Genomic DNA, 22,650 nt, shown 5'->3' on the forward strand with positions numbered 1-22,650 from the left:
ACCTATGTTAACACAGGCTATTTTTGTCGCCATATGGGCGGGAATTTGTTCATTGGATGACGTTGGTCCACAAATGTTACGTAGACCATTATTAACAGGAACTATAGCTGGCATTATTATGGGCGATCTGATTCAAGGACTTGCAATCAGTGCCACACTTGAACTTATGTGGATGGGTATTGGTAACGTGGGTGCTTATTCAGCACCCGATATTGTTGCAGGCTCAATAATTGGTGTATCGTTAGGCATTGCGACTCAAGGTGGAATTGCTGCGGGTGTTGCATTAGCGCTTCCTGTTTCAATACTTTGCCAACAGTTGTTAATTGTTTGGCGATCTTTTGCCTGTTTCCTAAATCCATGGGCAGAAAAAAGTATACAAAATGGCAGTTATAAGGGATTGGTCAAAATTCATTACTTTTCTTCACCAGTTTGGTTTCTAATTCGTGCTGTACCTTGCTTCTTAGCAATCTATTTTGGCAGCGATCTTATCAAAACCATTTTAGACGCTATTCCAAAAGATATCATTACTGGCATGGGCGTTGCGTCAAAATTAATTCCTGCTGTGGGTATCTGTATTTTATTACTGATGCTTTTAAAAGGCACCATGTGGTTTTTCTTTTTACTTGGTTTTGTATTAACCAGTTATCTTAAATTACCGATTATCCCGATTACATTTATAGCACTGGCGTTTGCGGTTTTGTATGACATGGCGTTTATGGCTGGTAAAAAGAATGAAAATTCAAGTAGTAAAACAGAGGATAAATCTACAGTCAATAATAATATTGCAGTTGAAGAGGAATACGATCTATGAATAACGACAAGAAAATTACTAAAAAAGATCTTAATCGTGTCTTTTGGCGTATACAAACCATACCTTTTTCTTTTAATTATGAAAAATTACAAACCATCGGTTTTGCTCATTGCATGATCCCTATTTTAGATCGACTGTATAAAGATGCGGATAAAGAAACACGCATCCGAGCTATGAAACGTCACTTTGAGTTTTTTAATACCCAAGTTAACGCAGGCGCATTGATATTAGGTGTTACCGCTGCCATGGAAGAAAAAACTACAGAAGAAGAAAAAGATGCGGTGATTTCTTTAAAAGCGGGTTTAATGGGACCTTTTGCAGGATTGGGCGATAGCTTATTAAAATTCACTTGGATGCCAATTTGCGGCAGCATTGGTGCTGCCTTTGCTTTACAAGGTAACGTGATTGGGCCGATCTTGATGTTCTTTATTTATAATTTAGTCAATATTTTTACCAAATATTTCTTTGTACATTATGGCTATAATAAAGGGGTTGATCTTATCGAGCAATCCAAAAATTCAAATATTATTCAAAGAATTAGCAATTTAGCCAATGTAGTTGGTGTTATGGTGCTCGGATCCTTAATTGCCACAACAGTAAAAGTATCAACGCCCCTATTAATAGAAGTGGGGGAACAAACAATCAAAGTACAAGATATGTTTGATAAAGTTATGCCAAATTTATTAACTATCCTTTTTGCATTAGGGGTGTTTTATTTGGTCAAAAAATTCCAAGGAAAATATACCGTTTCATTGATTATAGCGGTGATGGTAATTGGGGTCATTCTTTCGATGTTGGGTATACTACATTAATTAGGTAAAAAACAATGGAAAAACAAAATAAAGAAGCGGTATCAGCGGTACGAAATCATCAAGGACAAATTATTATAACTTTTGATCCATCAGATCAAAAATCCGTTGATCTTTATTGGACTGAAGAGACTGATGCCCATACCGAAAATAAAACATTGATTAGCAAAAATGTACAAAGTCCGGTGATTTTTGATGATCCGTTACACGCTAAAAAACGTATTTATTTTATTTTACATAAAGAAGGTAAATCTCCGTTAATATTTGGTGAAAGAACTCTACCAATAACAGGCTTAAACAATTTCCGTGATTTTGGAGGATATGTCGGAGCTAACGGTAAACGTGTTAAATGGGGACAATTATACCGCTCCAATCATCTTCATGGTTTGAAGCCAGATGCACAACAATACATTACTGCATTAAAAATTAAAACAATTATTGATTATCGCAGTGATAATGAAATTAAAACCAGTCCCAATTCATCAATTGGCGAAATAAAGACCTATCATTTAGATGCATCTGCGCAAACGGCTGAACTTGCTGCTCAATTTGCTGCTGACCCAAGCAATGAAGATCAAGCATTAATTGAAAGCGTGTTAAGAGATATTCCTCGAGAATTCGTCAACGGAGAAGGCGTACAAGTCCTTGAACAATATCGAGGCTTTGTATTGAGTGAAAAATCCAAAAATGCTTATCGACAAATGCTCAGAGTCGTTTTAGATGCCAACAACAGCCCAAGCCTTCAACACTGTCGTGGCGGTAAAGATAGAACTGGATATGGTGTATTATTGATCCAAATTATGCTAGGTCTATCGGAATCGGATATGATATATGATTATATGTTAACTCATGAGAATCGTTTAGAACGAAATAAAATCAAAATGGAAGCTTATCGTAAAATTACCGATGATGAAGATGTACTGGGTTATTTATTAAGTTTAATTGATACCCGTGTTAGTTTTATAATCGAAATTCTTAATACAATGAAAAAAGTTGCTGGCTCACCAGAGAATTACATTAAACAAGAATTAGGTTTTACAGATCAAGATTTTAAAACCCTGCAAGATATTTATTTGGAATAACAATTTTTATATTCATCATTTCAAAAGCGCAAATACCTTGCGCTTTTGCTTTAAAACTTAGGAAATTTTGACTCAATTAATTATTGATAATTTACTTGCATCATCGTTAATAATGCCTGGATAGGATGCTTTAAAATAAACTTATCAAATCGTTTAACCTGACTGCGACAAGAATAACCAGTTGTCAAACAACGTTCTTTAGGATAATGAGACAAGGCTTTTTGCCATGATAACTCATATAACTGTTTCGATGCAGCAAGATTATTAACTTCATGCCCATACGTACCTGCCATACCACAACACCCAACTTGGATGGGTTGCAAATCAACACCAAATTGCTTGAAAATCTGCTGCCACTGCTGATTACTGGCGGGTAATTGTGTCGTTTCACTACAATGACCAAGCAAATACCATTTTTCCTTATCTATTGTTCTTAATTGCATGCTGTCTGATAGGCGGACAGCAATATTGATTAACCATTCATGTGAAAGCAATACTTTAAAATCACTGTCGTTATCCCCAAGTATTAGTTTATATTCATCTCGATAGCAAAGTACCAATGCGGGATCGACCCCAACCATGGGTATGCCCAATTTAGCAATGTGTGATAAAACTCTTGACGCGGTTTGTACCGTTTTAGCAAATTGTTTTAAAAACCCTTTAATATGCTGAGCTTTACCGTTTGGTACAAAAGGTAACACAACGGGTTTATATCCTAACATTTCAATTAGACGGACAAAATCATAAACCACTTTGGCATCATAATAGCTAGTAAACGGATCTTGAACAACTAGAACATATTGAGATCGTTCCTCTTCTGAAAGAGTTTGTAATTGTTCAAGTTTAATATTTGCAGTGTTATGATTCACCATTTGTTTTTTTAGCGTTGGCACCGACAACATAGGTAAGCTGACCATGCCAACGGTTTTATTGGTAACATATTCGGTGAAAGGCATCTTGATAAAAAAATTAAAAAAACGTGGTGCTTTCGCCATCAAAGGTAGGTAAGATTCAATATTTCCAACCAAGTAATCGCGTATTGGTCTTAGATAACGGGTGTGATATAACTGCAAAAAACGCGCTTTAAAATCAGGTACATCAATCTTAATTGGACATTGTGTTGCACACGCTTTGCATGACAAGCAATGATTCATTGAGTCTTTGACCTCGTGAGAAAAGTCATATTCCCCAAATTTTGCTTTGACGGTGTAAGCCATTTTTTTTGCAAAAACAACTAATGTGCTATGTTTCGTAGGTAAAAGTGAATTAAGTTCCTGTTCTGTCATACCTGATTCAATCATTAAACGTAGCCACTCTCGCATTAAAGTTGCTCGACCTTTTGGTGAATATACACGGTTACCTGATAATTTCATCGATGGGCACATGGGGCTATTCACATCAAAATTAAAACAAAGACCATTACCATTGCATTCTGTTGCTCCATGAAAAACCTCTTTAACTCCCAGTGGAATTTGGCGATCATAAAAGCCTCGCGTAATCGAGTCGACCTTTAACATGCCATCGTTGTTGTGTAAAGGTTGACAAATTTTTCCTGGATTTAAACGATTATGAGGATCAAAAGCAGTTTTAATTATTCTCAGCCCCTGATATAACGCTTCACCAAAAAAAGCAGAACTGTATTCACTACGAAAACCTTTACCATGTTCACCCCATAATAATCCACCGTATTTAGCGGTTAAAACGGCAACTTGATCAGAAATGTTTTTCATCAATTTTTCTTGTTCAGGATCACACATATCCAATGCTGGGCGAACGTGCAATACTCCTGAATCGACATGACCAAACATCCCATAAGTTAAATGATAACTATCGAGTAAAGCACGAAATTCAGTTATATAATCTGCTAAATGTTTTGGAGGCACACAGGTATCTTCAACAAAGGGAATCGGCTTTTGCCTTCCTTTAGCATTACCAAGTAATCCCACTGCTTTTTTCCGCATAGCATAGATCTTTTCAATCTCATCTAAGTTTTCACACGTTTGATAGCCTAGGATACCTAAGGAATGATTAATTATGAGTTTGTCTATTTGTTTACCTAATTTATCCATTTTACCTTTAGTCAATTCATAATCATTACCAGCAAACTCAACAATATTGATACCTTGCATATCATGCCCGCGAACATCGGTAATTAACTCTTTAATCGATTGCCAGATAATATCTTCTTTAGCCAGTCCTAGAACCTTTGAATCAACAGTTTCAACAGACAATGCTTCAGCATTAACTAAAAAAGGAGCATTACTTAATGCAGATTGAAAAGAGTCGTATTTAATATTCATTAAAAAACGATATCTTGGTTTGGGCATAATGTGCAATTTAGCTTCAGTAACAAAGGCTAATGATCCTTCACTGCCGGTTAAAATACGTGTTAAATCAAATTCAGTTAGATTATCATTAAAAACATTTTTCAAATCATAACCCGTTAAAAAGCGATTTAATTTAGGAAATTTATTTAAAATAAGTTGACGATGATTTTTACAATATTCATATACCGTACGGTAAATCATTGATTGAGTTGCCAGATCCTCAACTTCAGCAATGCTTTTTTTACTCGTTTCAAGGATCTCACCATTGACTAATACGGCTTTAATGCATAAAGTATGATCAGAGGTTTTCCCATAGATCATCGATCCTTGTCCTGATGCATCGGTATTTATCATTCCACCAATAGTTGCCCGATTACTGGTGGATAATTCAGGTGCAAAAAAGTAATCGTACTGTTTTAAATATTCATTGAGTTGATCTTTAATCACTCCAGCTTCAACTTTGACCCAGCCTTCTTCAATATTGACCGCTAATATTCGATTCATATAACGAGAAAGATCAACCACAATACCACTATTTAAAGATTGTCCATTGGTTCCTGTACCTCCCCCTCTTGGTGTAAATTTCAGAGTTTGAAATGGTTCTTGGTTGGCTAACTGCATGATTAATTGAACATCATCAGTTGAACGAGGAAACACTATTGCTTGTGGCATTAATTGATAAATGCTGTTATCAGTCGACATGGTCAAACATGAAGCATAATCACTTGCTATATCACCCATAAAGCCTGAATCGTTAAGTGCCATTAAGTATGTTTTTGTGACCTCATCGAGTTGAGGCGAATTTGATAATCGAGGGATCATATTGAATCAAGTTAATAATAAATTTTACGCTTAGTGTAATCTAAGGGTTAAGCATCGTCAAAGTTTATTCAATTAATATTCAATAGTTTGTAAAGTCAATTTATTGTAAAATAATACCTCAATTTCATATTGGATATTAATAGTCTCATGTAATATCAAATGATTAGCACTAGCATTTGAAAATGTTAATCGCCAGTCAAAAATAGGCAAAGATTGTATTTCCTTTTATTACCTTTGCTGTTAATCAATATTCTTCAAATAAACGTTCTAGTTAAATTTCAATAATCTTTCATTGTTGTTTTCAACTGAAGTGCAATCTTCTATTTTTTAGGACTATTTCTGATACTAGCCTTTTTTTAACTATTGCTTTTATTTTTCTCCATTGGTATTGTGCACAAAAATACATTCAACTTTTTCATTTCAGCCTTGCTGTTTGACATCTTATGTTGCTTGACCTAAGGCTAATTATATGTTGTTTTTACTTATCTTTATATAAATCTCTCTCAGCTAACCTTCATTTGAGGAAACTTCAGCGGGCTGGTAACTTTATCAATATTTACTTTTATACAGAGCGTAATAAATTCTTTGATAATTACTGAGGGTGATTTTTCTATAGAATATGCAGTTGCCATAAGCACTAATAAAAAATGCATTAAAAAAATTTACCAACAATCGCATTTTTATTTCCAATAGGATTGATATAAGTTCATGCAATTCTTACTTGCTATACAATAAAAAATCACAATGAAGTATAAAAATCACACTATTTATTAGAATATTAGCAAACGACTTTGATGGTGATGTGATCTTATTATATAAAATTCTCAAGGATATCTTGCCATTGTTGATCAAACTTGGCTTCAATGACAATAGATTTATGATTAATTGGATGAATCATGTGTAACTTACTTGCATGCAACATTAGCCGTTTTATAGCAAAAAATTCGGCAAAGGCACGGTTTTGATGTAAATCTCCGTGTTTACTGTCGCCTAGAATTGGATGAAAAATGTGTTTCATATGCCGACGTAATTGATGCTTACGACCAGTTTTAGGTTTCAATTCAACAAAGCTGTAACGGGCTGTATCAAATTTGCCGACTTTAATTGGCACTTCAATTTTACTTATCCCTCGATAAGTCGTTACGGCGTCTTGAGCAACTTTATTGCTATCAGAAAATTTATCCGCAATTTTATCCAGTTCTTTAACTAAAGGATAATCAATAACAGCTTCACCTTCAACATAACCGCGCACAATGGCATGATAAGTTTTTTCAATCTGCTTTGTGGCAAATTGTTCGGACATTAAACGAGCAATTTCACTGGATAGAGCAAAGAGTAAAACACCCGAAGTCGGTCTATCAAGTCTATGTATCGGAAATACATGCTGACCAATTTGATCACGCAATGTTTGCATCACCACTACTGTTTCATGTTTATCTAACCAACTGCGATGCACAAGCCAACCACTTGGCTTGTTTATCGCAATTAAATCATTATCGTAATATAGAATTTCAAACATCGCGTTTTATTTATAAAAACAAATTTTCAAGTTCGGATGCTATACTTGGACGGTTGTTATCGCCTATAGCATAGCTGGCGTTGGCTTTGACTTCTTCATCGGCATTACCCATCGCAATCCCTAATCCAGCAGCAGATAACATAGTAATATCGTTATAGCTATCGCCAAAAGCAACGATTTCGCTTAAATCGATATTTTCAAGCGAGGCCCAATGTCTTAGACCATTACCTTTCGTATTGCCTTTTATTGCAATATCGGCACGATTTGACCAAGACCATTCGCATGAAAAACAACCAATCTCATCAACTGCCTTAGAAAAAGCTTGTAAAACTGGAATGTTATGACTACTGGTTGCAAACTTGTAAACGGCTTTAGCTTCGTCAATGACTTTTTCAAAACTCTCTACTTTGTCAATTTCGGGTTGTAAAAAATCGGGTAACGAATGAACCCATTTAAAAAATCCTTCAAGATGATCGTCAAGCACTTCATATGTCATCACTCTATCGGTATAAATTAAGGTATGAATACCAAATTGATGAATCAGTTCAAGTAGAGTTTTAGCCTGCTCTTTGGTCATTGGTTTGGCCGCTAATGATTGTTGTTTTTCGAAATCGTAAAGATAAGTGCCATTACAACAGATCGCCGGTGTTGATAATTGAAGTTGATAATAGTAAGGATAAATAACACTATGGTGACGACCAGATACTAATATCACTTTTACCCCTTTGGAACTGATTTTTTTGATCATGTCTGCTGTTTCAGGTAATACAAGCCGATCTGTAGTTAATAATGTACCATCCATATCGAACGCAACCGCTTTATACTTCATATAATCCCTCTTCTATCTTTCTTTTCTATCAAACCCGCTAAACATTTTATTGATAATTAATCATTCAGTTAAAATTCAATTTTTTGACGTCCAACAAATGAGTGCGATAAGGTTGTACCATCAACCATTTCAAGTTCACCACCAACTGGTACACCATGGGCAATTCTTGTTGCCACAACGTTAAATTCACCACACATTTGCGCGATATAATTAGCAGTAGCATCGCCTTCAACAGTTGGATTCGTAGCTAAAATCACTTCATTAATTGCTTCCGATGCTAATTTTTTTTTCAATAAATCCAGACCGATATCGCTTGGACCAATGCCATCTAACGGTGAGAGATGGCCTAATAGGACAAAATAACGCCCACTATACTGACCAGTTTGTTCAATAGCAACAATATCAGCAGGTGTTTCAACTACGCAAAGTTGTCCACTGCTTTGGCGACGAATATTTGCACAAATTGTACAAGTTTCTTGTTCAGTAAAGGTTCGACAATCATTACAATGACCAATATTAATCATTGCTTCATGAAGTTCATGAGCTAATTTAATACCACCTTGCCGATTGCGTTGTAATAAATGAAAGGCCATTCTTTGTGCGGATTTAGGTCCAACTCCTGGTAAACAGCGTAATGCTTCCATAAGTGAGTCTAATAATGGGCTAATTTGCATGAATCTATTTTGTTACCATATATTTTATTTAATATTAATGATACCTTGTTTCAATAATCTATAAAACAAGAAATACGCTATTATTTCAATTTAATTATGATTTGTTATGAAAATCCGTTGAAATAAAATTACATAAATTAACTAAGTTGTTACTTGCAACATGACATAAAAAACCGTGACTCATGCTAATTGACAATAACTTCATTATTTTTTTTTGCTTTTGAAATGCAAACTTTTCGGTTCCTGCCCTTTGAAAAGTCGAATAATATTGCTGCTGTGACGAATTATAATAACACATGAGAGCATGGTAACGGGTAAAGTCAATTCTGGTTTAAACAGCCAAACAAACAATGGCGCAAAAAGAAATCCAACAATAGAAGCAACGGATGAATAACCCGTTACCAACAGTGTCAATAGCCAAGTTAAAATAAAACAACCAGTGAAATCTAACCCTATTGGCATCATCATGCCCAATGCGGTTGCTACTCCTTTACCGCCACGAAAATCAAAAAAACAAGGAAAAATATGACCAAGGCAAGCTGCAATTCCAACAATACCAAGGAAAAAAGGCGAAATTCCGATACGATAAGCAATGTAAACCGGTATTGCGCCTTTTAACATATCAAACACTAATACAATCATTGCCGGTAACTTACCATTGATGCGCAACACATTAGTTGCGCCAGGATTATGTGAACCATGCTCCGATGGATTGGGCAAATGCATTATTCGACTAATAATTAAAGCGCCTGAAAGTGAACCACTGAAATAGGCGATGATGACCATCAATAAAACTTGTAATGTCAAACTGCTCTCCTATGATTCACTTATTTTCTAATAACAATAAAGTTGATTTGCATTATTGTTTTTCAAGTAACGGTTTTAAATATTGTCCTGTAAAAGATTTTTTCGATTTTGCCACATCTTCAGGGGTTCCTTCAGCAATGATTTCACCGCCACCATTTCCCCCTTCAGGACCTAAATCGACAATCCAGTCAGCCGTTTTAACTACATCCAAATTATGTTCAATCACAACAATAGTATTGCCTTTATCGCGTAGCGAATGAAGTTGTGCAAGCAATTGTTTTACATCAGCAAAATGTAAACCTGTGGTCGGCTCATCTAAGATGTATAACGTACTACCAGTATCGCGCTTAGATAGCTCTTTGGCAAGTTTTACTCGCTGAGCTTCACCACCAGATAAAGTTGTGGCTGATTGACCAATAGTAATATAAGCCAATCCTACATCAATCAACGTTTGTAATTTGCGGGCAATCATGGGTACGGCATCAAAAAATTCACGACCTTCTTCAACCGTCATATTTAAAATTTCATTAATTGATTTGCCTTTATATTTGATTTCAAGGGTTTCACGATTGTAGCGCGCGCCATGACACTGATCACAAGGCACATAAATATCAGGTAAAAAGTGCATTTCTACTTTGATTAAACCATCGCCTTGGCAAGCTTCACAGCGCCCACCTTTAACATTAAAGCTAAATCGTCCTGGATTATAACCTCGAGCTCGAGCTTCGGGCACGCCTGCATAAAGTTCACGAATAGAAGTGAAAAAACCCGTATAGGTGGCTGGGTTCGAGCGAGGTGTACGCCCAATAGGACTTTGATCAATCGCAATCACTTTATCAAAATAGCTCAGTCCTTCAATGGCTTTATAAGGTGCTATGTCACTTTTTTCTGCACCATTAAGTTCATTTTGTGCTAATGGATATAACGTGTCATTAATTAACGTTGATTTACCCGACCCTGACACCCCAGTAATACAAGTAAATAATCCAACGGGGATATTTAATGTCACATCTTTAAGATTATTACCCGTTGCACCAATGAGTGATAACATCTTTGTCTTATCGACTTTAGTACGATTAGTAGGAATTTCAATTTTTTGCTTTCCTGACAAATACTGTCCCGTCAATGATGATTTACACGCCATAATTTGTTTAGGCGTACCTTGTGCAACCACTTCACCACCATGTACGCCTGCTCCAGGTCCGATATCAATAACATAATCTGCTGCCAAAATGGCTTCTTCATCGTGTTCAACCACAATTACGGTATTACCTAAATCACGTAAATGCGTTAATGTATCGATAAGACGGGTATTATCACGTTGATGTAAACCGATAGACGGTTCATCAAGCACATACATCACCCCAACTAAACCCGCACCAATTTGGCTAGCTAATCGTATGCGTTGTGCTTCACCACCTGATAACGTTTCAGCAGAACGTGATAGGGTTAAATAATTGAGTCCAACATTGATTAAAAACTGCAAACGGTCGTTGATCTCTTTTAAAATCTTTTCAGCTATTTGTGCACGTTGCCCTGTTAATGATAATTTATCAAAAAAGTCTTTTGCTTGTTGAGTACTTAAATCACTAATAGTTGGCAAATTGGTGTCATTAATAAATACATGTCTTGCCGTTGTACATAACCTTGACCCATGACAGCAAGGGCAAGGACGATTACTAATATACTTTGATAACTCTTCTCGAATGGTTTGTGATTCGGTTTCTTTATAACGTCGTGCTAAATTATTAATAATTCCTTCAAATGGATGAACTCTTTTAACAACATCACCACGATCATTTGAATAGGTAAATTGAATTTCAGTTTTACCTGATCCATTTAATAAAATATCTTTAATTTTTTCAGGCAATTTTTCGTATGGCTGATCGATATCAAATTTATAGTGTTCAGCCAGTGATTTTAACATCTGAAAATAGTAAAAGTTACGACGATCCCAACCTTTAATTGCGCCTGCTGCTAATGAAACTTCAGGCATTTGAACGATGCGTTTAGCATCAAAATATTGTTGTACACCAAGACCGTCACATTCTGGACATGCACCTGCTGGATTATTAAATGAAAATAATCGAGGCTCTAACTCTGAAATACTGTAACCACAAATTGGACAAGCAAAATTAGCCGAAAACAGATGTTCCTCTGCATGTGGGTTATCCAAATCGGCAACTTTTACAATCCCATTGGTAATAGAAAGTACGGTTTCAATTGATTCTGCAAGGCGCAGTTTTAAATCATCACGAATACGAAAACGGTCAACAACAACTTCAATAGTATGCTTTTTTTGCAGTTCAAGTGTTGGCGGATCAGACAAATCATAGACATCACCATCGACTCTAACGCGTATGTAGCCATTCGCTGATAATTGCTCAAACAACTTAACAAATTCACCTTTACGCTCAGTCACTACAGGTGCAAGTAACATATAACGATTTTCAACCGGTAGTGCCATGATGCTATCAACCATTTGTGATACTGTTTGGGCAGCTAAAGGTAAATCATGTTTTGGACAGCGAGGTTCGCCAATTCGGGCAAAAAGCAGGCGCAAGTAATCATAAATTTCGGTAATTGTTCCCACTGTTGAACGCGGATTATGCGAAGTGGATTTTTGCTCTATCGAAATCGCTGGTGATAAACCTTCAATATGATCAACATCCGGTTTTTCCATTAAGGATAAAAATTGACGTGCGTAAGCCGATAATGACTCAACATAACGTCGTTGCCCTTCAGCATAGAGAGTATCGAATGCTAACGAAGATTTACCCGATCCCGAAAGCCCAGTTATCACTACCAGCTTATCTCTTGGAATGGTTACATTAATATTTTTTAGATTGTGCGTTCGCGCACCACGAATATCGATATCTTTGATTGACATAGATCTCTTCTTGTGTGTTTTAAACGAATTGAATTGGAAATAAACTGTATATTGTACCAGTAATAATCGATTAAATATACCACATATGTACTACTACAATATATTTGTTATTATATACTCAAACGTATCGATAACCTGAAACTTTTTGACAAATCTACTTGCTAAAATAAAAACGGTCTTCAAAGACCGTTTTTTAGTTATTTGATATTAATCGATTAATTTTGGAGTTGCTTCTAAAGGAATAATTGCACCACGATATTGGATTACCGTACCGGCAACTAAATGCCCTTGTAATGCTGATTGTGAAGGGTTTCGACCGCTTAAGCGTGCTCCAAGGTAACCCGCACTAAATGAATCCCCTGCTGCTGTTGTATCGATAATTTTATCCTTAACGATTTTATTAGCGGGTATGTAAAAGCGGCCCTCAACACAATCAACAATGCAGCTATCGCTACCTCGTTTAATGATGATTTCATTCACACCAAAGTTTTTAGTGCGCTCAATCACTTGCTCATAAGGTAATTTACCCCACAGCAAATCTTCATCATCTAACGTTAAAAATGCAATATCGGTATAGCTCAGAATATCACGATAAACGCTTCGAGCTAAATCAAGGCTACTCCATAAACGTGGACGGAAGTTATTATCGAAAATCACTTTACCACCGTTAGTTTTCACTCGTTTTAAAAGATCGACTAATTTAAGAATACTTTCCGCATCTAAAATCGCAATACTGATACCACTCAAATAGACATAATCACAATGAGCAATTTGTTCAGCTATTTTTTCTGTTTCGGCTGTTTTCAACCAAAACTTTGCCGCAGCATCATTACGCCAATAATAGAAAGAACGCTCACCCTGATCATCTGTGACAATTGAATAAAGACCTGGCATCTTATCCGGCATTCTTTGTACTAAATCAGTTTTAATGTGCTCTTTTTGCCAACTGTCCACCATCTCTTGACTAAAAGGATCAGTGCCTAATCCCGTTACATAGTGAATTATAAACTCTTTACCTTGTAATAAACGTGATAAATAGACCGATGTATTAAGTGTATCACCACCAAAACTGCGTGTTGTCGATTCTTGCTTCATCGACAATTCAATCATACATTCGCCAATAACAGCGATATTTGTAGCCATATTGTTGTATCCTTGACCTAATTATAAATAATCCAATGCGATTTTAACCACTACTTTACGAACCGTTGTAATCTTATTATTGATAGAACAAAGCGGTTTATGAACTTCGTTGGGTATAAAGACAATAAAATCGTTCGACTGTAATATTATCATGGTTTCTTCTGATGGTGTCTCGATAAAAGCAATATCATTATCAGCTAATTTATCGTCTAACACCTTAGTATGAGGTGGTAATGTACTTACTGCGATTCCCTCTTGTCCTTCCAATACAATTTGAACATCAAGGTATTTTTTGTGAAATTCAGGATTAGCCTCGTATATATGGCGTAAAGTACTATCAGACACCATAAAAAACACATTATCGCCATCAATATCATAACGTCCTACTGGTGTGTTAATGTTGACATTATCTTTAATGTATTCAATTGATTGCTTAATTCTGTCGGGTAAATATGGGACTAAATCCAAATGGTTAATATTACCTAAAATCATACTCAATGATCCTTTACAAATTGATGAAAACAAATATGGCTAATTGCATTACGCCAACAAAACAAGCCAAGATAAAGCAATTAAATTGATAAAGAGTATATACTTAAGTCGAGCTTTTTTGTAGAGCGAATAAATAAAAAAGAGTTTATTCTCTGCTAAGTTTAAAAATTCCGCTATTTTTTAATGAAGTGAAATCATTTTCTAAATGCGGTAAAACAGACATGTTTTTTCTGACAATAGGACGTTAGTCTGCAATGCGATTGAAAAAAGTTTGATGGAGATGATTGCCATTTAAGTTTCATCTTGAATTTTCAACTCTAACTTAATTAACTCATCATCTAATCAGAAATGTTTTATTGCTTTTATTACGAATTTAAGTACAACATTACTAAATACTTTTATCATTACAACTTATTTATAAGTTTCATTGGTGTTATATTATGCACTGCAAAAATAAACGATGAAAAAACCTTAGCAGTTTTTCTTACTACAACTAGCAGTAATACTGAAAAAACGTATTGATCACTGGTCTTGATAACCATCACGCATGACCCGACCGTTAGTTGATTATTCCCGCATTTTTATGATGGTGAAATTGATGATTCAACTGATGCTAAAACCAACAATTCAACAAGGTAAATCGCTAATGCAATTAACAGTCTGTTCTTCAAAAAATGCCTTAACGGTAAAATAAAACCGGATAAATAACAGTCTGCCGGTAAGCGAAATGAGAATGGGTTTAGATTTAATGAATTTGCAGCTTATATCCATAGCTCTATCATATTGGTCATGTATTGATTTTTTGTACAATGACCAATCGCTTTTAGTTCTGTACACTGAAAGGTAAGCCATTAAAATTAATTCAACGTGAAAAATTACATCATGATCAACCAGATCTAATTCTGTATACCATTACCAGCATGTTCATATTACCAATATGAGACAACTGACACGATTATTCTACAAAAAATAATGATGAACATTAACAACTGTGCGATTAAATTACTTGTTTAAAAATTTAATGCCCAGACACATTCGAAAAAAGATTAATGATCACAACACCAAACATAATAAATCCCATACCAATTAAGGCGGCAAGATCTAAAGTTTGTTTCATAAAAATCCAAGCAATTAAACTAATAAGAACGATCCCGATTCCTGACCAAATCGCATAAGCAATTCCAACAGGGATAGTTTTTAACGCTAGTGACAGTACATAAAAAGAAGCACTGTATCCAATGATAGTAATGATAGAAAAAACCAAATGAGTAAAGCCATTGGATAACTTCAATGAAGAAGTCGCAATCACTTCACAAATTATCGCCAAAAAAAGAAAAAAATATGAGTTCATTCAGATACCTACATTGTTTAAAATGGTAGTCTTAATCCTAACTTTCAACAAATCAGATTTAAAAGCTTAAATTGTTCAATTTGATCACCCTAAAAGGTATAAAATCAAAACCTGCTAGAGTTTTACAACTATATTGTTATTTTAAATGATAAGTAAACTAGATAGCTGGTTAATTTTGAATATCGCTGAAAAGGAAGATTTTTAATGGTGGGTTGTGAGGGGATCGAACCCGCGACCAATTGATTAAGAGTCAACTGCTCTACCGACTGAGCTAACAACCCACTAAATATTTTTTTATTTTATCTAAGCTTTAAGATTAATGCAACCCATAGATTTTATATAAACTTTGATCTAACTCTCAGATTTATCGAATATTTTGTGATATTATCAAAAAATTGAATAGGTTATGATCTCCAAATCTATTCTTTATATAGCTTAATATTAGCTTAATATGACATCAACCAAGTTATGAATGGACAACGAGTGAATAAAATTTTATAAAAGTTTCATTTAACGATCATCAAATTGTGAATTATAAGATAACATTAGGGGGAAATGGTGAAAATATCATCTATTGCAATGCTTATTTCAATGGGATTTGCCAGTTCAATGGTTTATGCCCATCAGGCGAATGAAATTATTATCCGTGGTGGTCCTGTTTATGTTCATCCAGAAGATAAGAGCGATCATGTAAAAGTCGGTGGAGCAAAAAGCGATTTAAAAGCAAAGGTCGATAATGACACGCAAATTGGTTTAAATTTTCAATATATGATAACCGATAACATCGGTATCGAGCTATTAGCCGCAACGCCTTTTAGCCATCAAGTTAAACTTGGCGGTGGTAATTCAACGGGGTTGTCAGGTGCTCATCTTGGTAAAATTAAGCATTTACCACCCACATTAAGTGCTGTTTGGTATCCCCTTGATTCAAAATTTGAATTTCAGCCTTATGTTGGTGTTGGGGTAAACTATACTTTCTTCTTTGATGAAAAACTCAGTGGTGAAGCTAAAAAAGCAGGATTCCATGGTTTAGATCTTGATAACTCTTGGGGTTTAGCTGCGCAAATTGGGGTTGATTATTCCATTAATCAAAATTGGCTTATTAATGCACAATTACGTTATATTGATATTGAAACTAAAGCAACAACGCATTTAGGTAATACTAAAGTAACGGCTAATTATCAATTAGACCCATGGGTTGCAATGTTTGGTGTGGGTTATAAATTTTAGGCTTTTGGTAGAAAAATCTCTCGCTAATAAAATTAACGAGAGATTTTGTATTCCTAAATTATAGATTCTTGATTGCAGAATACTGCTCTTGCAGTTTTGCTTTATCCTCAATATAACCTTGTTGTTTTTCTTTTTCCTTAGCAACCACTACGGCAGGTGCTTTGTCAACAAAGCTGGCATTTGATAATTTATTCGCAATACGGGCTATTTCATTATCAATGCGAGTAATCTCTTTTTCAAGACGAGCTAATTCATCTTCTTTGTTGATTAATCCCGCCATTGGTATAAGTAGTTCTGCACCATCGAGCAATTTAGTTACGGATAATGGACCATTTTCACCTTCATCAAGTAAAATGATTTCAGAAAGTCTAGCTAACGTTTTAATGAAACTAATATTATTACCTACAATACGATGAACTGTTGGTGAAGCTTGGCGAATCAGTAATTGCAATGGCTTACTTGGTGCAATGTTCATTTCAGCACGAATATTACGTACAGCAATCACAACATCTTTAATCCAATTAATATCAGCAACCGCTTCTTCATTAATATGCTTTTCATCGAATGCTGGTATTGGTTGTAGCATAATCGTATCAGCTTTGATATTCATTATCCCTTTCACATTTTGCCAAATTGCTTCAGTAATAAATGGAATAATTGGATGCGCAAGGCGCAATAACGCTTCAAGAACAGTAACCAAAGTATGGCGAGCAGCACGTTGTGCAGATTGTTCACCGTTAGCTAATACTGATTTAGTGAGTTCTAAATACCAGTCACAGAACTGATTCCAAGTAAATTCATATAAAATATTAGCGGCTAAATCAAAGCGGTAGGTATCAAATGCTTCACGATATGCTTTAACAGTTTGGTTAAATTCCGCTAAAATCCATTTGTCTGACAGTGAATAGTCTAAATCCCCACCTTTAAAACCACAATCATGTTCTTCGGTATTTATTAATACATAACGGCTTGCATTCCATAATTTATTACAGAAGTTGCGATAACCTTCTAAACGCTTTAGATCCCAATTAATATCACGCCCAGTTGAGGCCAGTGCCGCTAATGTAAAGCGTAGTGCATCAGTCCCATGTGCTTCAATACCATTTGGAAATTGCTTTTCTGTTCGTTTGGCAATTTTTTCAGCTAACTGTGGTTGCATCATATTGCCAGTACGTTTTTCTAACAGATTGGCTAATGAAATACCATCAATCATATCTAAAGGATCAATCACGTTACCTTTAGATTTAGACATTTTTTGCCCTTCTTCATCACGAATTAAACCTGTGACATATACCGTTTTAAATGGCACTTGTGGTTTACCATGCTCATCTTTAATAAAGTGCATGGTCATCATAATCATTCTAGCTACCCAGAAGAAAATAATATCGAACCCAGTTACTAATACATTAGTTGGGTGAAAGGTCGCTAAATCATCGGTATGTTCTGGCCAACCTAAAGTTGAAAATGTCCATAGTGCGGATGAGAACCAAGTATCAAGTACATCTTCATCTTGCCATAATTCAATGTCGCTCGATAAGTTGTTTTCACGCCGTACTTCTGCTTCATCACGACCTACATAGACATTACCTTGGTCATCATACCAAGCTGGAATACGGTGCCCCCACCATAATTGACGAGAAATACACCAATCTTGTATATCATTCATCCAAGAAAAATACATATTTTCGTACTGCTTTGGAACAAATTGGATATCACCATTTTTTACAGCATCAATAGCAGGTTCAGCAAGCACTTTCGCTCGAACATACCATTGATCTGTCAACATAGGTTCAATAACCACACCACCACGATCGCCATAAGGAATAGTGAGATCATGTGGTTCAATTTTCTCTAAGATATCTAATGCTTCACACTGAGCAACAATGGCTTTACGTGCAGCAAAACGTTCTAAATTTTGGAATTCTGCTGGAATTTCCGTCGTGTAAACAGTGCTTACCTCACCATTGGTATCAAATACTTCTGCTTGTGTACGAACATCACCATCAAAAGTGAAAATATTGATCATCGGTAATTGATGACGACGCCCTACTTCGTAATCATTAAAATCATGAGCTGGTGTAATTTTTACACAACCTGTACCTTTAGTCATATCGGCATGTTCATCACCAATAATCGGAATACGACGATTTACCAATGGTAATAAAACATATTTACCCACTAACTCTTTATAACGTGGATCCTCGGGATTAACTGCAACACCTGTATCACCTAATAATGTTTCTGGTCGAGTTGTGGCAACAACTAAATAATCTTTGCCTTCTGCTGTTTTGGCACCATCAGCAAGAGGATAACGTAAATACCACATTGAGCCTTTAACGTCTCGGTTTTCCACTTCAAGATCCGATATCGCTGTACGAAGCTTAGGATCCCAATTTACTAGACGTTTACCACGATAAATTAAATCCTCTTGGTATAATCTCACAAACACTTCTTTTACTGCATTGGATAAGCCTGTGTCCATAGTAAATCGTTCGCGATCCCAATCTACAGAATCACCTAACCGACGCATTTGTTTGGTGATACTACCACCTGATTCTGCTTTCCATTGCCAAATTTTATCAATAAATGCTTCACGACCGTAATCATGACGAGTTTTGTTTTCTTCAGCAGCAATTTTACGTTCAACAACCATTTGAGTAGCAATACCAGCATGATCAGTACCTGATTGCCAAAGAGTATTGTTACCCTGCATACGATGATAACGAATCAACGCATCCATGATAGTTTGCTGAAATGCATGACCCATATGTAAACTACCCGTTACATTCGGTGGTGGTATAGCAATACAGTAGCTTGGTTGAGATTTGTCGCCATTGGGTTTGAAATAACCGCTTTCTTCCCAATGTTTATAGATAGGTTGTTCAATTTCTTGTGGATTGTAAGTCGTGTTTTTCATAATTGATGCATAAATCCTAATTCAAGGCATAAAAATGCTTTATATTCTACAGTAAAATAGCTAAACAATAAATTAGCAGAATAATAAACTCGTTGATTTAATATATGATTAAAACTTTATCCAATTGATAATTGATATAAAAAACCGCTTATTGAAAAGCGGTTTTTTATATATGAATTTTAAAGTTAATATTGAATTAATCATGTTGATAAATCAAATTATCAATTAATCGTGTATTACCAATATAAACTGCTAAAGCACATAAACTGTCTTGAGCAAGTAAATCAATCGATTTCAAGGTAGCGAGATCGACAAACTCAATATAATCAACTTTTGCCAAAGGTTGTTTGCTTATTAGCTCTCGCATTGCTTGGATAAGGAGGCTAACGGATTTTTCACCTTGGTCAATCATCGCTTGTGCACATTCAATTGCTTGGTAAAGACAAATCGCCGCTGCTCGTTCACTTTCAGACAAATAACTATTACGAGAACTTTTAGCCAGTCCATCAGATTCACGAACAATAGGACAGCCGATGATTTCAATATTAAAATTCAGATCCATTACCATACGTTTAATTACAGCTAATTGTTGTGCATCTTTTTGTCCGAAATAGGCACGATCCGGTTGAACAATATTGAATAATTTGGTTACAACTGTGCAAACCCCTTTAAAATGTCCTGGGCGTTTTTTACCACATAAAGATTCCGTCAATCCATTTACATCAACATAACTATCAAAATTAGGGGAATACATTTCACTGACGTCTGGGCAAAAAATTAGATCAACGCCCATCTGTTCACAGGCAATTTTATCTCGGTCTAAATCGCGTGGATAACTGGCAAGATCCTCTGAAGGTCCAAATTGAATAGGATTGACAAAAATCGTCACAATCACTTTTTGATTATGTTGTTTAGCTGCTTGCATTAAGCTTTGATGACCTTCATGCAAAAATCCCATTGTCGGCACCAACCCTATGCTATTCCCAGACTGTCGCCAAGTGTTAACTTGCTTACGAACCTCATTAATCGTTGTTACAACTTTCATCATTTTATCCTTTTTTGCTATTCAAAAATTCACTTTTCAAATTTTGCATAATTTCATCATCAATCGCAAACTCATGAATCGATGCAGGGTATTGTTGTTGTTTTACTTCTTGGCAATACTCACCAAATGCCTTCTTCATTTGTTCACCTACCGGTGCAAAGGTTTTAACAAATTTTGAAGATACGCCATCATACATTGACAACATATCTTGATAAACTAACACTTGTCCATCACATCCGACTCCCGCGCCAATACCAATGGTTGGAATATTGACAAGCTCTGTGATGAACTTAGCCAACTCAGCAGGGACACATTCTAACAAAAGTGCAGAAGCACCAGCTTGTTCAACAGCTAAAGCATCGAGCACAATATTTTTAGCGTCTTGATAATCTTTACCTTGAACTTTATAACCGCCTAAAGCTAAAACGGATTGCGGCATTAAACCGATATGAGCAATAACAGGAATAGAAGCTTGAGCAATCCGTTTGATATGATCACAAAACGCTTGCCCTCCTTCAAGTTTTATGGCTTGCGCTTGACCTTCTTTAATTAATCTCCCTGCATTATAAACAGCATCATAGGCGGAGGTATGATAAGACATGAAGGGTAAGTCCGTAACAACCAAAGCCGTTTTAGCCGCTTTTGCCACCGCTTTTGAATGATGAATCATATCTTCCATGGTAACAGATACTGTACTTTCATAGCCCAGCATAACCATCCCTAAAGAGTCACCTACAAGTAAACAATCGACTCCACTTTCATCCATAAGTTTGGCCGTTGTGTAATCATATGCTGTTAGCATGGTAATTTTTTGTTGATTTTCTTTACGTTTTTGTAAGGTTATAATAGTATTTTTCACGAAAACAGCTCCAATTCTAGTTGTCGATAATCTTTATTAGGATGTTTTTTTCGACTGATATTAAGTAAAATGATTGATAATTGTTTATAAATCGGTCTTAATTCATCTGGCATGACCATGATATGTTGTTTAATAGTATTAATATCACCACGTTCAATCGGTCCAGTTAAAGCATTAATTACCCCTTTTTTGCAAGTACTCTTTGCATTACCCAAAAATAAAGGATGCCATGCTTGTTCGCTAAATTCACTATTGAGCTCACATTGATTCAGTAATTCTATTCCTATTTGTACTAAAGCAATGACTTGGTTGCTGAGCATGACACAGGCTGCATGATAAAGAGGTTTTTTACTGGCAGAAAGGATTGCCAAAGGATTTTTCAATGGTGTAAACAAAGCTTGTAATTGCGGAATGATACGGGGATTGGCTTCCAGTGTAAAAGAGACACCTGGCATTGCAGAGTAACAGCCAAATCTATCATAGATAGCATATAAGGGGTGTAATGAAAAAGCAAAGGGATGAACAGTTTTATTTTGACTAAAGAGATGGGATGTGAGTAAACCGCTACAATGACCAATCCATTTATTCGCTATAGGTAACTGACAAAGCTCTTGCCATACACACAATATTTGACCATCAGATACAGTAACAAATAAGCAATCACAATCTTTAACTAAATCACTTATCGATAAATAAGCCTTACTTTGCGTGAAATCACCAGCTTTTTTTGCATCTTCATAAGATCGACTATAAAAACCAGCAAGATTAAAACCACATAATGAAAAGTACTTCGCTAAAGTACAACCAACTTTACCCGCACCTATAAAACCGATAATCATTATTATTCTATCTTTTTAAAAAAGATTGCATTATAGCCTAATCAGATTGATTTTCAATCCGATTAATTTTAATAAAATTAATGAGATTTAAACTTTAAAGGTGATTATGATTTTGTTGAGATGAAATAAAACTCACTTTTTTAAATGGCTCTTGATCTTTTTATTGGCTTCAATAAAGAATAACGTTATGTCGCCAATAAAACG

Annotated in this window: 17 protein-coding genes and 1 tRNA gene; 4 read left to right on the forward strand and 14 right to left on the reverse strand. The window is 35.5% G+C overall.

The annotated features are described in order from the left end of the window. Nucleotides 1-4: 4 nt before the first annotated feature. Genes J3U19_RS09570 through J3U19_RS09580 form a run of 3 tightly spaced genes read left to right on the forward strand, consistent with a single transcriptional unit; the run spans nucleotide 5 to nucleotide 2,702 of the window. Complete coding sequence (locus J3U19_RS09570) at nucleotides 5-811, forward strand: PTS mannose/fructose/sorbose/N-acetylgalactosamine transporter subunit IIC (protein ID WP_267340922.1); 807 nt, start codon at nucleotides 5-7, stop codon at nucleotides 809-811. Continuing rightward, nucleotides 808-1,623: a PTS system mannose/fructose/sorbose family transporter subunit IID gene (locus J3U19_RS09575; protein ID WP_267340923.1), complete on the forward strand. Its 816-nt coding sequence runs from the start codon at nucleotides 808-810 to the stop codon at nucleotides 1,621-1,623. Before J3U19_RS09570 ends, J3U19_RS09575 begins: the two co-directional genes overlap by 4 nt. 14 nt (nucleotides 1,624-1,637) lie before the next feature. Continuing rightward, entirely contained in the window at nucleotides 1,638-2,702 is a 1,065-nt protein-coding gene (locus J3U19_RS09580) for a tyrosine-protein phosphatase (RefSeq protein ID WP_267340924.1), read from the forward strand. 80 nt (nucleotides 2,703-2,782) lie between these two features. On the opposite strand, the gene J3U19_RS09585 is transcribed toward J3U19_RS09580, so the two are convergent. The 10 genes from J3U19_RS09585 to J3U19_RS09630 all read right to left on the reverse strand — a co-directional run bounded on the left by J3U19_RS09585 (nucleotide 2,783) and on the right by J3U19_RS09630 (nucleotide 15,837). Then, the gene (locus tag J3U19_RS09585) at nucleotides 2,783-5,851 is read right to left on the reverse strand and encodes an FAD-binding and (Fe-S)-binding domain-containing protein (protein ID WP_267363393.1); all 3,069 of its coding nucleotides are present in this window, start codon (nucleotides 5,849-5,851) and stop codon (nucleotides 2,783-2,785) included. A gap of 811 nt (nucleotides 5,852-6,662) precedes the next feature. Beyond that, nucleotides 6,663-7,370: a tRNA pseudouridine(65) synthase TruC gene (gene truC, locus J3U19_RS09590; RefSeq protein WP_267340926.1), complete on the reverse strand. Its 708-nt coding sequence runs from the start codon at nucleotides 7,368-7,370 to the stop codon at nucleotides 6,663-6,665. A 10-nt stretch (nucleotides 7,371-7,380) separates the two neighbouring features. Then, the gene (locus tag J3U19_RS09595) at nucleotides 7,381-8,199 is read right to left on the reverse strand and encodes a pyridoxal phosphatase (RefSeq protein ID WP_267340928.1); all 819 of its coding nucleotides are present in this window, start codon (nucleotides 8,197-8,199) and stop codon (nucleotides 7,381-7,383) included. A 68-nt stretch (nucleotides 8,200-8,267) separates the two neighbouring features. Next, nucleotides 8,268-8,873 (reverse strand): recombination mediator RecR, encoded by a 606-nt coding sequence (gene recR / locus J3U19_RS09600; protein WP_267340929.1) that lies wholly within the window; start codon nucleotides 8,871-8,873, stop codon nucleotides 8,268-8,270. Between the two features lie 204 nt (nucleotides 8,874-9,077). Further along, a complete protein-coding gene (plsY, locus tag J3U19_RS09605; protein WP_267340930.1) occupies nucleotides 9,078-9,680 on the reverse strand; it encodes a glycerol-3-phosphate 1-O-acyltransferase PlsY in 603 nt (200 codons plus the stop codon). Between the two features lie 52 nt (nucleotides 9,681-9,732). Beyond that, nucleotides 9,733-12,564, reverse strand: coding sequence for an excinuclease ABC subunit UvrA (gene uvrA, locus J3U19_RS09610; protein ID WP_416380293.1), 2,832 nt, complete (start codon nucleotides 12,562-12,564; stop codon nucleotides 9,733-9,735). Between the two features lie 213 nt (nucleotides 12,565-12,777). Then, on the reverse strand, nucleotides 12,778-13,713 hold the full coding sequence (locus tag J3U19_RS09615) for a sugar kinase (RefSeq protein ID WP_267346145.1): 936 nt from the start codon (nucleotides 13,711-13,713) through the stop codon (nucleotides 12,778-12,780). A 21-nt stretch (nucleotides 13,714-13,734) separates the two neighbouring features. Continuing rightward, nucleotides 13,735-14,205, reverse strand: a complete 471-nt coding sequence (locus J3U19_RS09620; protein WP_267346146.1) for a YhcH/YjgK/YiaL family protein — start codon at nucleotides 14,203-14,205, stop codon at nucleotides 13,735-13,737. A 1,018-nt stretch (nucleotides 14,206-15,223) separates the two neighbouring features. Then, the gene (locus J3U19_RS09625) at nucleotides 15,224-15,556 is read right to left on the reverse strand and encodes a DMT family transporter (RefSeq protein WP_267340937.1); all 333 of its coding nucleotides are present in this window, start codon (nucleotides 15,554-15,556) and stop codon (nucleotides 15,224-15,226) included. 205 nt (nucleotides 15,557-15,761) lie between these two features. After that, nucleotides 15,762-15,837 (reverse strand) — tRNA-Lys (locus tag J3U19_RS09630). 274 nt (nucleotides 15,838-16,111) lie between these two features. Between J3U19_RS09630 and J3U19_RS09635 the strand changes: the two genes are divergently transcribed. After that, on the forward strand, nucleotides 16,112-16,786 hold the full coding sequence (locus tag J3U19_RS09635) for an OmpW family outer membrane protein (protein WP_416380292.1): 675 nt from the start codon (nucleotides 16,112-16,114) through the stop codon (nucleotides 16,784-16,786). A gap of 58 nt (nucleotides 16,787-16,844) precedes the next feature. Here J3U19_RS09635 and J3U19_RS09640 read toward each other — a convergent pair whose 3' ends face one another. The 4 genes from J3U19_RS09640 to J3U19_RS09655 form a co-directional block, all read right to left on the reverse strand. Further along, nucleotides 16,845-19,703 carry a valine--tRNA ligase gene (locus J3U19_RS09640; RefSeq protein ID WP_267346147.1) on the reverse strand — a complete coding sequence of 953 codons (2,859 nt, stop codon included), beginning with the start codon at nucleotides 19,701-19,703 and terminating at the stop codon, nucleotides 16,845-16,847. A 196-nt stretch (nucleotides 19,704-19,899) separates the two neighbouring features. Beyond that, on the reverse strand, nucleotides 19,900-20,748 hold the full coding sequence (panC, locus tag J3U19_RS09645; RefSeq protein WP_267346148.1) for a pantoate--beta-alanine ligase: 849 nt from the start codon (nucleotides 20,746-20,748) through the stop codon (nucleotides 19,900-19,902). A 4-nt stretch (nucleotides 20,749-20,752) separates the two neighbouring features. Then, entirely contained in the window at nucleotides 20,753-21,607 is an 855-nt protein-coding gene (gene panB / locus J3U19_RS09650) for a 3-methyl-2-oxobutanoate hydroxymethyltransferase (protein ID WP_267340944.1), read from the reverse strand. Then, the gene (locus tag J3U19_RS09655; RefSeq protein ID WP_267346149.1) at nucleotides 21,604-22,446 is read right to left on the reverse strand and encodes a Rossmann-like and DUF2520 domain-containing protein; all 843 of its coding nucleotides are present in this window, start codon (nucleotides 22,444-22,446) and stop codon (nucleotides 21,604-21,606) included. The genes panB and J3U19_RS09655 overlap by 4 nt, the downstream gene beginning before the upstream one ends. Nucleotides 22,447-22,650 lie beyond the last annotated feature (204 nt).

The organism is Gilliamella sp. B2828, assembly GCF_026537125.1.
Lineage (GTDB): Bacteria > Pseudomonadota > Gammaproteobacteria > Enterobacterales > Orbaceae > Gilliamella.

Coding starts and splice junctions, on each gene's coding strand:
- J3U19_RS09570 (WP_267340922.1), top strand. CDS start 5: ATGTTAACACAGGCTATTTTTGTCGCCATATGGGCGGGAATTTGTTCA.
- J3U19_RS09575 (WP_267340923.1), top strand. CDS start 808: ATGAATAACGACAAGAAAATTACTAAAAAAGATCTTAATCGTGTCTTT.
- J3U19_RS09580 (WP_267340924.1), top strand. CDS start 1,638: ATGGAAAAACAAAATAAAGAAGCGGTATCAGCGGTACGAAATCATCAA.
- J3U19_RS09585 (WP_267363393.1), bottom strand. CDS start 5,851: ATGATCCCTCGATTATCAAATTCGCCTCAACTCGATGAGGTCACAAAA.
- truC (WP_267340926.1), bottom strand. CDS start 7,370: ATGTTTGAAATTCTATATTACGATAATGATTTAATTGCGATAAACAAG.
- J3U19_RS09595 (WP_267340928.1), bottom strand. CDS start 8,199: ATGAAGTATAAAGCGGTTGCGTTCGATATGGATGGTACATTATTAACT.
- recR (WP_267340929.1), bottom strand. CDS start 8,873: ATGCAAATTAGCCCATTATTAGACTCACTTATGGAAGCATTACGCTGT.
- J3U19_RS09615 (WP_267346145.1), bottom strand. CDS start 13,713: ATGGCTACAAATATCGCTGTTATTGGCGAATGTATGATTGAATTGTCG.
- J3U19_RS09620 (WP_267346146.1), bottom strand. CDS start 14,205: ATGATTTTAGGTAATATTAACCATTTGGATTTAGTCCCATATTTACCC.
- J3U19_RS09625 (WP_267340937.1), bottom strand. CDS start 15,556: ATGAACTCATATTTTTTTCTTTTTTTGGCGATAATTTGTGAAGTGATT.
- J3U19_RS09635 (WP_416380292.1), top strand. CDS start 16,112: ATGGTGAAAATATCATCTATTGCAATGCTTATTTCAATGGGATTTGCC.
- J3U19_RS09640 (WP_267346147.1), bottom strand. CDS start 19,703: ATGAAAAACACGACTTACAATCCACAAGAAATTGAACAACCTATCTAT.
- panC (WP_267346148.1), bottom strand. CDS start 20,748: ATGAAAGTTGTAACAACGATTAATGAGGTTCGTAAGCAAGTTAACACT.
- J3U19_RS09655 (WP_267346149.1), bottom strand. CDS start 22,446: ATGATTATCGGTTTTATAGGTGCGGGTAAAGTTGGTTGTACTTTAGCG.